The sequence below is a fragment of the Vibrio zhugei genome, from assembly GCF_003716875.1.
Taxonomy (GTDB): domain Bacteria; phylum Pseudomonadota; class Gammaproteobacteria; order Enterobacterales; family Vibrionaceae; genus Vibrio; species Vibrio zhugei.
In genome coordinates, this window is record NZ_CP033078.1 from 2,808,795 (window position 1) to 2,821,412 (window position 12,618).

Genomic DNA, 12,618 nt, shown 5'->3' on the forward strand with positions numbered 1-12,618 from the left:
TTTTTGATCTCTGTATTACATGACATTCCATGATAGTGTGATAAGCATAGTGCATAATCTTAACGAGATACAAGTCACACTATTTTGTTTATAGCAAGAAATTGCGATTTAGTAACGCCTGCATAAACAATCAATAGTGAGATTCTATCGTGGGAAATGATAGGATTAGACCATATTTCAATTTTTTTGCTGGATAAGTCATGAACCAAACACGTCAGATTCGTATTGCGACACGCAAAAGCCCTCTTGCATTATGGCAAGCACACTACGTCAAAAATGCGTTAGAAGCCGCTCATCCTGGATTAGAAGTCGAACTGCTCACGATGGTGACACGTGGTGACGTTATCTTGGATAGCCCGCTGGCGAAAGTAGGTGGTAAAGGCTTATTTGTGAAAGAGTTAGAAACCGCAATGCTGGAAGGACGCGCCGACTTGGCTGTCCACTCAATGAAAGACGTTCCTGTGGATTTCCCCGACGGCTTAGGGTTAGTGACCATATGTGAACGCGCCGATCCTCGCGATGCGTTCGTCTCCAATACCTACCCTGATATTGACTCCCTCCCCCACGGAGCCGTCGTCGGAACTTGCAGCCTACGTCGCCAATGTCAATTAAAAGCGTCGCGCCCAGACATTATCATCAAAGAACTGCGTGGTAACGTCGGCACTCGCTTAGGCAAACTGGACGATGGCCAATATGACGCCATCATTTTAGCCGCCGCCGGACTAAAACGGCTTGAGTTAGAATCACGCATCCGCAGCTATATCACGCCAGAGCAATCGTTACCCGCGGTCGGTCAAGGCGCTGTCGGAATTGAATGTCGCTTGGATGATACCTATCTGCGTGACTTATTAGCGCCCCTCAATCACCCTGACACAGCCGATCGCGTCTTGTGTGAGCGGGCGATGAATAATACCTTGCAAGGTGGTTGCCAAGTACCTATCGGCAGCTACTCACAATTACAAGAGGACACGTTGTGGCTACGTGCATTGGTTGGAGAACCAGACGGTTCACTCATTATTCGCGGTGAAATTACAGGCCATCGCTCTGAGGCGGAGCAGCTAGGTAAGCAGTTGGCTGAACAGTTATTAGCCGAAGGCGCAGGCGACATTCTCACCAAACTGTATCAAGAGCACGAATAATGAAACGGGTTTTAGTCACACGTCCATTAGCCTCTGGTGAAGAACTCTGCCAGCTGCTCACTGAATGTGGGATTGAAGCCCATCATTACCCGCTGATTGATATTCTACCGGGCCGTGAACGGGCAGACTTGAGTGAGGCTCTCGCAGCGAGTGACATAATTATTGCCGTTAGCCAATACGCGGTGAGTTTTGCCAGTGACGCCCTGATAGAACAACAGGCCTCATGGCCTCAAGACTGTCGATATTTTGCCGTCGGTCAAAAAACCGCACAATGTTTAAGCAAAGCGTGCGGACAACCAGTACACTTTCCACAGAAAAGTGATAGCGAACACTTAGTCGCGCTTCCTGAGATGAGCGACCTCACAGGCAAACAGATTACCATTTTGCGCGGTAATGGCGGTCGAGATGTGATTTATGACACGCTGGTCGCTCAGGGAGCGAAAGTCAGTTACAAAGAGATGTATCAACGCATCGCTCGACCGACCCCCATTCAGCAATGTCTGGCACAATGGCAAGCGATGGGCATCAACACCATTATCATTACTAGTAAGCAACAGCTCATGATTTTCATGGACTTTTTTAAAGATAGCCCGACAAACTGGCCGACACAGCAAACCTTAATTGTGCCCAGTGACCGCATTGCTCATTATGCCGAAATGCTCGGATTTACACAGATTATTGTCAGCGGCAGTGCACATAACGCAGATTTAGTGGCCGCACTCAGCCCTAACCAACAGGACTTTAGCAATGACAAGTAACCAACATTCTTCAACAACCGCGACAGACTCAAACCAAGCGGATACCCAACCACCTAAGTCGAACGCGGCTCAACCACGTTCTGCTCAACCGACCAATCACAAAGGCTCTCGTTTAGGCGTGATCGCCATTGTCATCTCGCTCGTTGTCGGCGGAGGGGTTGGCGCCTACAGCTACCATCAAAGCCAGCAGTACCAACAGCAAATCGCTCAGTTACAAACGTCTTTGCAGCAGAATCAACAACAACTCGAGACTCGCTTAGACAACGCACAGCAGCACTTTGATCAGCAAGCCAAAAGCCTACAAGATACTCTCAATACCGCGTTAAAACAGCAACATGAAAGCTTGGACAGCTTGCAAATGGCGATTGCCAAATTAAAAGGCCGACGTACCAATGACTGGCTACTGGCTGAAGCCGATTACTTTGTCAAACTGGCAGGGCGTAAACTGTATCTCGAGCATGACCCAAGCAGCGCCGTAGCGTTGATGGAAAGTGCTGACGAGCGTATTGCGGCACTCAATGACCCAAGCTTAACAGCATTAAGACAAGCCCTTGCCAATGACATTACCACACTGAAAGCCATCCCTCTCATCGATCAAGATGGATTGGTATTACGTCTTAGCAGCCTTGAACATAAGGTCGATTCCTTACCTCTTGCGAATGCCATCATTCCAAAAGATAAAGCGACAAAAAAAGAGACCGTCTCCACCAATATTAACGATTGGCAGAGCAACCTTTGGACCTCACTCAAAGACTTCGCCGGTCACTTTATTACTTTCCGGACTCGCGACGGCAATGCGGTTCCCCTGCTCTCTCCTAAGCAAGATTTTTATCTCAGAGAGAACATGAAGGCCAAAATTGAAACCGCCATCCGTGCGGTGTATAACCACCAGCAAGCTATCTATTCTGACACGTTAAATACGGCCAGTGACTGGGCGGGTCGTTTCTTTAGTGACAGCGATAATACGGTGCAAAGCTTTCGCAGTACCTTGACGAACTTGGCCACTAAAAAGGTTAAAGTGGAGTACCCGGTAAAATTAGAGTCGCAAGAAAAACTTGCGGCGCTCATCCATGAACGTCTGCGTCGCCAAGTATCCTCATTAACCGCGGAGGATAAATAATGATACGAGCGATTTTGCTATTTATTATTCTCGGCGTCGGGCTATTTGTGGGCTCAGAATATTCTGGGCAACAAGGCTATGTGCTGATCTCTATTGCCAGTAAAACCATTGAAATGAGCGTGACGACCTTAGTCATTATCGTGGTCGGGCTCTTTTTAGCCGTTTTCGCTTGTGAGTTTATCCTGAAAAAAATTCTCACAACCACCTTTAGAACGTTTAACTGGTTCACCATTCGTAAAATTCGTCGTTCGCGACGTCTGACCAATGAAGGGATCATTAAATTAATCGAAGGCGACTTTAAACAGGCAGAGAAAAAAGTCAGCCGCTGGGCAAAACATCACGATAACCCATTACTGTGCTATCTGATGGCCTCAGAAGCCGCGGATAACCTAGGCAATACCAAAAAACGTGACCACTACTTGGCTCTTGCCAGCGAACAAGACCATGCACGGCTCGCGGTAGAATTGACCCGCGCGAAACAGCAAGTCAACGATGGCGAAATAAGACTCGGCTTAAAGACGTTGCAGAGCCTACAACCGGATGCACCAAACAACCCGATATTGCTCAATTTACTCAAACGTTGTTACATCGCTCTGCATATGTGGCAGCCGCTGATAGAAATACTGCCTCGGCTCATCCGTTTTAATCATCTGACTGAGACAGAAGAAACCGAGTTATTGCAAATGGCGCATCTCGGTGCCTTAGATAACATTGCAAAACGCAATAACAGTCATGATCTCATTGAGCATTGGGAAGCCCTTAAACGTCACGATCAGAAAAACCCAGTGATCGCGGCGGCCGTCGCGCAACACTTACTCAGTGTCAGTGAAGGCAAAGAAGCATTACCCTTTATGATTCGTGTCATGAAAAAAGCCCCATCGGCGGAGCTCTATCGATTGATGGCTGATGTGCCAGAAGCGCAGCGTCGTGATGCGAAAAACATGCTTATCCGTATTCTAGAGAAAAACGACAACAACGCCGAAGCGCACAGCGCCCTGGCGAAGGTGTATGAATACCAGCAACATTGGGCTGAAGCTCAGCATCACTTAGAAAAAGCACTGTCGATACGAACCAGTATCAGTGATTACTCGCGCTTATCGGACGTGTTATCACAACAAAATAAAAAGCAAGCCGCTCAAGATGTCAGTCGCAAAGCGCTTTCGCTACTGCCTTAAGCCCCAAAACATCCATAAAAAAAACCAGCTTATCTAGCTGGTTTTTTTTATTCTAAATCACGCGAGAAAACTGTTGTTGCCGAGCTTGCTTGCGCAAATAACTATCAAAGCACATACAAATATTACGAATTAACAAGCGCCCTTTCGGAGTCACCTGCAAGTAACGCTCATCGACCACAACCAACCCATCATCAACAAACGTTTGTAATAGCTCGAGATCTTGTTGGAAATATTGATTAAACGTAATACCAAATTCCGACTCAATCGCGTGCTTATCTAATGTGAAGTTACACATCAATAATTTAATCACTTCGCGACGTATTAAGTCATCCTTATCAAGTGACACCCCTTTCCATAAGGCATGACGTAATTGATCCATTTGATGATAGTACTTCTTCAACTCTTTCTGATTTTGTGAATAGGTATTGCCGATCATGGAAATCGCCGACACACCAAAGCCGACTAAATCGCACTCCCCTTGGGTGGTGTATCCTTGGAAATTACGATGCAGACGCCCTTCACGCTGTGCTACCGCGAGCTCATCATCGGGCAGCGCAAAATGATCCATACCGATAAATTGATAGCCAGCTTGCGTCAAATACTCGATGGTCGTTTGTAGAATCTTCATTTTTTCATCGGCACCGGGTAAATCCTCTTCATGGATTTTACGCTGGGCAGGAAATAAACGCGGCATATGCGCATAGTTAAAGACCGACAATCGTCCAGGATGTATATCAACCACGCGCTTTAATGTCTTCATGAAACTATCAGCGGTTTGCAACGGCAATCCATAAACCAAATCTAGATTGGTCGAGCGAAAGCCTAACTGAGCCGCTCGTTCGACCATGGCCACAATAAACGCTTCATCTTGCTCACGGTTAATGGTGACCTGCACATCTTTATTAAAGTCCTGCACGCCAATACTAATGCGATTAAACCCTTCCGCGCGCAAATGATCGAGAATATCGAGCTCAATTTCACGAGGGTCGATCTCAATACTGACTTCCGCATCAGCGGAAAAGTGAAACTCTTCGTGAACCACTGACATCACACGAGAAATTTGCTCTTTCGTCAAAAAGGTCGGGGTACCGCCACCAAAATGCAGTTGCGTCACGGTGCGATTTTGCAGCAAGGCCGCACGTTGACGAACCTCTTGCTCCAACACATCAAGGTAATCATCGGCTTTTTCTGCATGGCGAGTGACGATCTTGTTACAACCACAGTAGTAACACAGCTTGTGACAGAACGGGATGTGAATATACAAAGAAAGCGGTCGATGCGGATAATCCGTGCATGCCATATCGAGCTCAGCACTGGTAAAGGCTTCATGGAACTCTAAGGCGGTAGGATATGAGGTATAGCGTGGACCCGAATAATTGTATTTATTGAGAATATCCTGATCCCAAACCACTTGCTGACTCGGTACAAATGACGATGACATGAAGGCAATTTCCACTATGAAACACAGAATGAATAGTTTGCCACACGACAAGAGATTGACGTGTGGCAATTTGAACAAAAGGTGGCGAAATGTTCGGTTTTGTTAGCTCGATCACTAACCCAAACGCACCATAGGAGTTAGACCATTTGAATCGAGATTTGATTATTTAGAGGAGCAATGCGCGCTTTTAACGCCTTCAGCTCTTCGACAATCGCATCATTCAAGCGAGACTCGGCTTTCATGCGAGTGAGGTTTTGCTGCATTCGCTCACGTTTAGGAAGCTCTTGGCGAGCCTCACCACGTTCCATATCTTTTACGACATGATACAGTTCAGCGATCGCAGGGTACTCTGCATCAAAGTTTTCCACTCGCTCGTCACCCTGTAAATAGTCCATAATGCAGTAGACTCGAATGCTGATCTCAGACAAATCACATTGTCCTTGAATGCCCGTCATACATAGGACATTCACGCTTTCAAAGATATTAGCATTGCGTTTTTCTAGCGCAATGGTGCGGTGATGTGCCTGACGCTCTTTTTGCCGCTTAAGTTGGAATAAAAGATATCCCGCATAGGCCGCCAGCCCCAATATAATCACACCACCAATCACTGCGAACAGGGTAATATTCATAGTCCTACCTTATTTGTAACTGTCGACGTCGATATCTTGAAATTGACTCAATAAATCGTCGTCAGACTTAGGTTTAGACGCTTTTTTCGACGACGTTTCTGGTACTTGTGGCGTCTCGTCCACTTCGTCGTCTTCATCAAACAGACCGAGCTGGTCCATTAAAATTTCAATGCGGTCCAGTTTGTCATCAACATACTTTTGTAAGCCAACACCTAACTTCTCACCGTTTTCTAAACGCGTCATCAGTACCGCTAACTGCGCATCATTTTCCAGCATCTCAAGCTCTTGTGCTGCTGACACACGGCGCTCTTGTTTACTCTGCTTTTTAGGCGTTTCCACAATCAACGGGATTTTTTTCTTGCTACCAAGACGCGAATCACGCTTCTGCGCCCCTTTTTTCATCTGCTCTTCTTGAGCAACAGAATGGCGCTGACCGGTTTTCAAACCTTTGCGCTTTTTCAATCTTTTGCGCAGGCGTCCTTCTTGATCGGCTTCACTACGGTTACGAGTAACGATCAGTTCCGCACTGCTATTCACTCCAGGTTTTCTGGATTTTTTTGAGCGACTCATTACTGGGCCTTCCTCAGTAAAATTACATCATTTCCAATAAATTCAAGTTCGAGCTTATCCCGCTCAGCCAAAAACTGAAAGGTTTCGCGACTAAAAAACACCACATGGGTCAGATCGTTTTTATAGTGCCATCCAGCAAATGCTTCCACATTTTTTACCATCTTGGTCATCAGACCAATCCAGCCATTTGGCTTAACCAAATTCAACCATTGCTGCCACACCTGATGAGGATCATGTAAATGCTCAATCACTTCGGTGGCAGTCATAAAATCATACGTGTGCTGCAACGACTCTTTATCAGGATGGAAAAAGATGTCGTATAACGCAACCTTGTGTCCCGCTTCTTCTAACATAACGGACAGTGTGGGACCCGGCCCACATCCAAAATCTAATCCCTGTGACTGAGGGCTTAACCTCTCAACGAGCGGCGTACAGACTCGTGATAAAAATTGTCGGTAGCCCATATCTTCAGGGTTATTTTCATGCAAATCATAAAATGCTTTTTCTTGTCTTGCGTCTAACCGTTGCTCTGGGTGCACAAACACCAATGAACAACGCGAGCACTGTAAATAGTCACGCACGTTGTCAGTAAAATACGCGGTGGTTTCCTTACAATGACACAACGGACATAAATGCATAATATGGACTCCTTGAATGGGATGCGCAACATACCAGAAATCCACCTCAGAGTGGAGACTTTACAACCAAATTACCATGAAATTCCTCTCCATTGGCCAAAAAAACCAATCGACCACGCTTGGTTTTTTGCGCCATTAAGGCGCCAAGGCCAGCGGCTCACGCCATGCTTTGCCATCGGTCGAGAGCAGTAAAATAATACTTCGCTAAAGTGAGTTATTCGTTTTTATTAAAAACACTCATGGTATACTCACGCGTTCTGTCGATAGCACAGAACATTGTCAGCTGTATGACTCATACCTTGAATCCGTAAAAGATGGAGTAACGAGAGTGAACGCAAAAATTCATTATCAGAACACACAATTCGTCACCAGTGCGCCAGATATTCGCCATTTACCTGATGATGTCGGTGTTGAGATTGCGTTTGCCGGTCGCTCTAACGCAGGTAAATCAAGCTCTCTTAATCGCCTAACCAATCAAAAAAGTTTGGCGAAAACCAGTAAAACACCGGGTCGAACACAGCTGATTAACCTCTTCAAAGTCGCAGACGGGTGTCACATCGTCGACTTACCTGGATACGGCTTCGCGCAAGTTCCTCTGGAAATGAAGAAAAAGTGGCAGAAATCGTTAGGCGAATACTTACAAAAACGCGAAAACCTTAAAGGATTAGTCGTGTTAATGGATATCCGTCATCCAATGAAAGATCTCGATCGCCAATTAGTTAGCTGGGCCATTGACTGCCATATCCCAGTACAAGTATTACTGACCAAAGCCGATAAGCTGAAAAGCGGCGCTCGTAAAGCGCAAGAGTTAATGGTTCGCAAAGATGTTCAAACCATGGGTGGCGAAGTCCATGTGGCCGCCTTCTCTTCCACCAGTGGTCAAGGTGTCGATATTTTAAGACAGCGTCTTGACCAATGGTATGCCGTGAATGCTCAAGAACCAACTGACATCGAGTTAGACAATACGCCCGAATAAGCGAATGTTTTAGCAAAATCGTCGATGATAAAAGCCTCACTGTCGTGAGGTTTTTTTATGCTCCCACCAGCTTGTGTACATTTATGGTGCAGAAACTTTCACCAAGTACCCTGTCGCAAGCGCTTTTCCTGCCTCTATCGCAAAACTTGAGTGCACTCTTTTACGTCACCATGCGCCATTTTAGCGCGAAAAATGAATGTTTATTACAAAACTGTCAAATTCAGTCAAAGGGAATTTTTTAGCTTAATAAGCACTGATCTCTAAAAGTTGTGTATCAATCTGAGCTTGAAATACGAGAGACGTGATAAACAATCAAACAGAATGGGATAAGAAGAAGGCAGGTGTAGAAAGGCTTGAGCACAATAAAAAACGCCCCAGTCAAAAACTGACTGGGGCGGCTGAATCAGCCTAATCCAATAACGTGAAACAAAAGGTCTGAAAGATAGAACATCTTACCTCTGTACCCTACAAGAGATAATGTACAACAATTGTTCAGAAATGAAAACCATTTTTGTAAGTTTTTTTCATGAAGAGTTGGTTACATAACAGGTGGGCACGCGTCTATATAAGAAATACCTTATAAAAAACGAGCGTTTAATAAACGCTCGTTTTTTGTTCTCTCGCTTTAAAAAGGCGGACTTAGTGGGCTTGATCCCAGTTATCGCCATGTCCAGCTTCAGCAATCAGTGGGACATTAAGCTCCGCTGCCGATTCCATCAATGAGCGAACTTTGCTTTCAACCTCTTCGAGGTGCGCTTCTTGAACTTCTAACACCAGTTCATCGTGAACTTGCATTAAGAGACGTACACGTCCCTGACCTTCGTTCTCAATCCACTCATCCACCAGCAGCATGGCTTTTTTAATGATATCCGCGGCTGTTCCTTGCATCGGTGCATTGATCGCGGCTCGTTCTGCCGCTTTACGACGCATACCATTACGTGACGAGATCTCTGGCAGGTGTAAACGACGACCATAAATGGTTTCGACATAACCTTGATTCGCAGCGCGGCTACGCGTGTCTTCCATATACTGCATCACACCAGGGTAACGCTCGAAATACGTGTCCATGTAGTGCTGCGCTTCATGGCGAGGAATGCCTAACTGCTTCGCGAGACCAAACGCACTCATTCCATAGATCAAACCAAAGTTAACTGCCTTAGCCTTACGACGTTGCTCGTGCGTCACTTGGTCGAGGGTTGTGCCTAGAATTTCAGCCGCAGTGGCTGAGTGAATGTCTTTCCCCTCTTTAAATGCCGACAATAGCGCAGCATCGCCAGATAAGTGCGCCATAATGCGTAATTCAATCTGCGAGTAGTCGACCGCCATGATTTTATACCCATGCGGAGCAACAAAGGCTTGGCGGATTCGACGCCCTTCTTCATTACGCACTGGAATATTTTGTAAGTTCGGCTCGGTAGAGGATAAACGACCTGTCGCTGTCACCGCCTGATGATAAGACGTGTGAACGCGTCCAGTGTCAGCATTGATCATTTTCGGTAGCTTATCGGTATAAGTTGATTTCAGTTTCGCCAACCCACGATATTCAAGGATCACCGCTGGTAACGGGTAGTCTAACGCTAACTCCTGCAACACTTCTTCATTGGTGGAAGGAGCACCCGATGGGGTTTTCTTGACCACTGGCAGCTCCATCTTATCAAAGAGAATGGCTTGCAACTGCTTCGGTGAACCAAGATTGAACTCTTGTCCGGCAATGTCATAGGCTTTTTGTTCTAACTCATCAAGACGCTGAGCCAGCTCCTGAGATTGCGCACTCAATACCATGTCATCAATCAATACGCCGGTGCGCTCCATGCGTGACAGAACAGGCACTAATGGAATCTCTATATTGTTGTAAATGGTTTCCAGTGAATCATCAACTTCCATTTGCTGTTGTAACGCATGATGCAAACGCAGCGTCACATCCGCATCTTCTGCCGCATAAGGCCCGGCAGTATCCAATTCGATTTGATTAAACGTGAGCTGTGCTTTGCCTTTGCCCGCAATCTGTTCGAAGGAAATACAACTGTGCTGTAAAAAGCGCAACGCCAAGCTGTCCATATCGTGCTTGCCACCGACACTGTTATAGACGTAAGACGCCAACATTGTATCGTGCTTAATGCCTTGCATATGAATGTCATAACGCGCGAGCACACTCATATCGTATTTTAAATTTTGTCCAACTTTGGCTAAATTTGCGTCTTCTAACAGCGGTTTTAACTGCGCTAAAACCCAGCTTCTCTCTAGCTGCTCTGGGGCATCCAGATAATCATGCGCCACCGGAACATAAGCCGCTTGGCCCTCTTCAACCGCAAACGATACGCCGACTAAATTGGCCACCATGTAATTTAAGCTATCGGTTTCCGTATCAAACGCGACCACGTCTGCCGCTGTTAATTTCTCCAGCCATTCACTGAAGGTCGCTTTATCTAAAATAGTGACATACTGACTGCGATCAATCTTAGCCGCACTGGCTTGTAGCGCTTTTTTATCCGATGTTTGGTAACGGCCGGCACTGGATTTTTCATCAGCGACAACCACCCCATCCCCACCATCTAATAACTCAGCGAGCCACGATTTAAAAGCAAGCTTGCCATACAATTCAATCAACGCATCCACATCAGGCTTAGTCTTGTCGAGATCGTGCGGAGCCAGCTTCATTTCAACATCGAGTTTAATGGTGGCTAATTCGTAGGAAAGCTCAGCTTCCGCCTTGTTATCCATCAGTTTTTTCGCCATGGTTTTTGAACCACGGAATCCTAAATCCGCAATGGCATCCAGATTGTTATAAAGATCTTTTAGCCCGCCGATTCCTTGCAATAACGCCGTCGCCGTCTTGGCACCGACACCCGGCACCCCAGGGATGTTATCCACTTTATCGCCCATCAACGCCAAATAGTCGATGATCAACTCCGGTGGGATCCCAAATTTATCCACCACCCCATCTCGATCCATCACAACATTGGTCATGGTGTTGATTAACGTCACATTATCATCAACCAACTGAGCCATATCTTTATCGCCCGTGCTGATCAAGACCGGCATACCAGCTTGAGAAGCTTGCGAGGCCAGCGTACCAATCACATCATCCGCTTCAACGCCTTCATGGCAGATCAACGGCAAACCTAATGCTTTAATGATCGCGTGCAGTGGCTCGATTTGACAGCGTAATTCGTCGGGCATCGCAGGACGATTCGCTTTGTATTCGGCATACATCTCATCACGAAACGTCTTACCTTTTGCATCAAACACGACCGCGATGCGGTCCGAAGAAAACTGACGCATCAAACTACGCACCATATTCACAACGCCAAACACCGCATTCGTTGGAATATCACCATTACTCATTGTGCTTGGGTAAGCGTGAAATGCACGGTAAAGATAAGAAGAGCCATCAATCAAAATCAGTGGATTATCAGGTATGCGAGCCATAATTGTATGTTGTCCAAATGAGAAATCGGTTTATGCCGTAAGAATGCCACGACTGCTCTTGGGTTTCCATTGACAACCTAACAACAGGATACATTTTTCTCGTTCAATTATTCCACAAAACATCGCTCTCCTGTGGATAACTCTGTTCATACTTTTTATCCACTGGTTATTAAACCATCGTCAACAGCCAAAAAATAACAAATAACTAATTGAAAAATAAATGAATAATTATAGATCTAATGAAGAGAAAAGGATCTTTTCCTGATCGAGCACTGTGGACAATATATTGGCATCTTATTTTGATTATCAGAGATAAGTCAGGATCTTATTGCAGAAGGTTTGTTCAACCCGCCGCAAAAGACACAAACACACCTTGAATACAGCAGGATCAATGGGACATGATACGAGACATAAAAAAAGCGACATCCGAAGATGTCGCTGAGCTATATAGGATAAATGACATACTGAGTCACTTTTCCTGAAAGCCGAATATACACTGGAAGCAATGTGAGCAATGTCATGCCAAAAAGAATATCGGACTCATTACTGATTCACCGCAATCACGATACGTGATGCACTGAATGTTGGTAATGACGTTATCCCTCAAGACAATGTAATAATAACCATTCTCATTTAATTATCAAGCAATAAATGAGAAAAATTATCATTCAATATTTATAACTCAGAAAAAGGTGACTTATTGCACACTTTTTCTTCCCTTTTAGGATGAAACGGCATAAAAA

The 12,618-nt window shown here is 45.6% G+C and carries 11 protein-coding genes; 5 read left to right on the forward strand and 6 right to left on the reverse strand.

Annotation, left to right across the window (positions count from 1 at the left end; all coding sequences use genetic code 11):
• The first annotated feature begins 200 nt into the window (after positions 1–200).
• Genes hemC through EAE30_RS18250 form a run of 4 tightly spaced genes read left to right on the forward strand, consistent with a single transcriptional unit; the run spans position 201 to position 4,192 of the window.
• On the forward strand, positions 201–1,139 hold the full coding sequence (hemC, locus tag EAE30_RS18235; RefSeq protein WP_123017185.1) for a hydroxymethylbilane synthase: 939 nt from the start codon (positions 201–203) through the stop codon (positions 1,137–1,139).
• A complete protein-coding gene (locus EAE30_RS18240) occupies positions 1,139–1,897 on the forward strand; it encodes a uroporphyrinogen-III synthase (protein WP_123017186.1) in 759 nt (252 codons plus the stop codon). Before hemC ends, EAE30_RS18240 begins: the two co-directional genes overlap by 1 nt.
• On the forward strand, positions 1,887–3,017 hold the full coding sequence (locus tag EAE30_RS18245) for a uroporphyrinogen-III C-methyltransferase (protein ID WP_123017187.1): 1,131 nt from the start codon (positions 1,887–1,889) through the stop codon (positions 3,015–3,017). Before EAE30_RS18240 ends, EAE30_RS18245 begins: the two co-directional genes overlap by 11 nt.
• Positions 3,017–4,192 carry a heme biosynthesis HemY N-terminal domain-containing protein gene (locus tag EAE30_RS18250; protein WP_123017188.1) on the forward strand — a complete coding sequence of 392 codons (1,176 nt, stop codon included), beginning with the start codon at positions 3,017–3,019 and terminating at the stop codon, positions 4,190–4,192. The genes EAE30_RS18245 and EAE30_RS18250 overlap by 1 nt, the downstream gene beginning before the upstream one ends.
• Positions 4,193–4,244: 52 nt before the next feature.
• Here EAE30_RS18250 and hemN read toward each other — a convergent pair whose 3' ends face one another.
• The 4 genes from hemN to EAE30_RS18270 form a co-directional block, all read right to left on the reverse strand.
• Positions 4,245–5,633: an oxygen-independent coproporphyrinogen III oxidase gene (hemN, locus tag EAE30_RS18255; protein WP_123017189.1), complete on the reverse strand. Its 1,389-nt coding sequence runs from the start codon at positions 5,631–5,633 to the stop codon at positions 4,245–4,247.
• A 137-nt stretch (positions 5,634–5,770) separates the two neighbouring features.
• Positions 5,771–6,262, reverse strand: coding sequence for a DUF2489 domain-containing protein (locus EAE30_RS18260; protein ID WP_164711889.1), 492 nt, complete (start codon positions 6,260–6,262; stop codon positions 5,771–5,773).
• 9 nt (positions 6,263–6,271) lie between these two features.
• Complete coding sequence (yihI, locus tag EAE30_RS18265; RefSeq protein ID WP_123017190.1) at positions 6,272–6,832, reverse strand: Der GTPase-activating protein YihI; 561 nt, start codon at positions 6,830–6,832, stop codon at positions 6,272–6,274.
• Complete coding sequence (locus tag EAE30_RS18270) at positions 6,832–7,470, reverse strand: class I SAM-dependent methyltransferase (RefSeq protein WP_123017191.1); 639 nt, start codon at positions 7,468–7,470, stop codon at positions 6,832–6,834. The genes yihI and EAE30_RS18270 overlap by 1 nt, the downstream gene beginning before the upstream one ends.
• A 328-nt stretch (positions 7,471–7,798) precedes the next feature.
• On the opposite strand from EAE30_RS18270, the gene yihA reads away from it, so the two are divergent.
• Complete coding sequence (yihA, locus tag EAE30_RS18275; RefSeq protein WP_123017192.1) at positions 7,799–8,446, forward strand: ribosome biogenesis GTP-binding protein YihA/YsxC; 648 nt, start codon at positions 7,799–7,801, stop codon at positions 8,444–8,446.
• A gap of 403 nt (positions 8,447–8,849) precedes the next feature.
• Here yihA and spfP read toward each other — a convergent pair whose 3' ends face one another.
• Complete coding sequence (gene spfP / locus EAE30_RS19275; RefSeq protein ID WP_438356636.1) at positions 8,850–8,897, reverse strand: small protein SpfP; 48 nt, start codon at positions 8,895–8,897, stop codon at positions 8,850–8,852.
• A 188-nt stretch (positions 8,898–9,085) separates the two neighbouring features.
• Positions 9,086–11,875, reverse strand: a complete 2,790-nt coding sequence (polA, locus tag EAE30_RS18280) for a DNA polymerase I (protein ID WP_123017193.1) — start codon at positions 11,873–11,875, stop codon at positions 9,086–9,088.
• Positions 11,876–12,618: the final 743 nt, after the last annotated feature.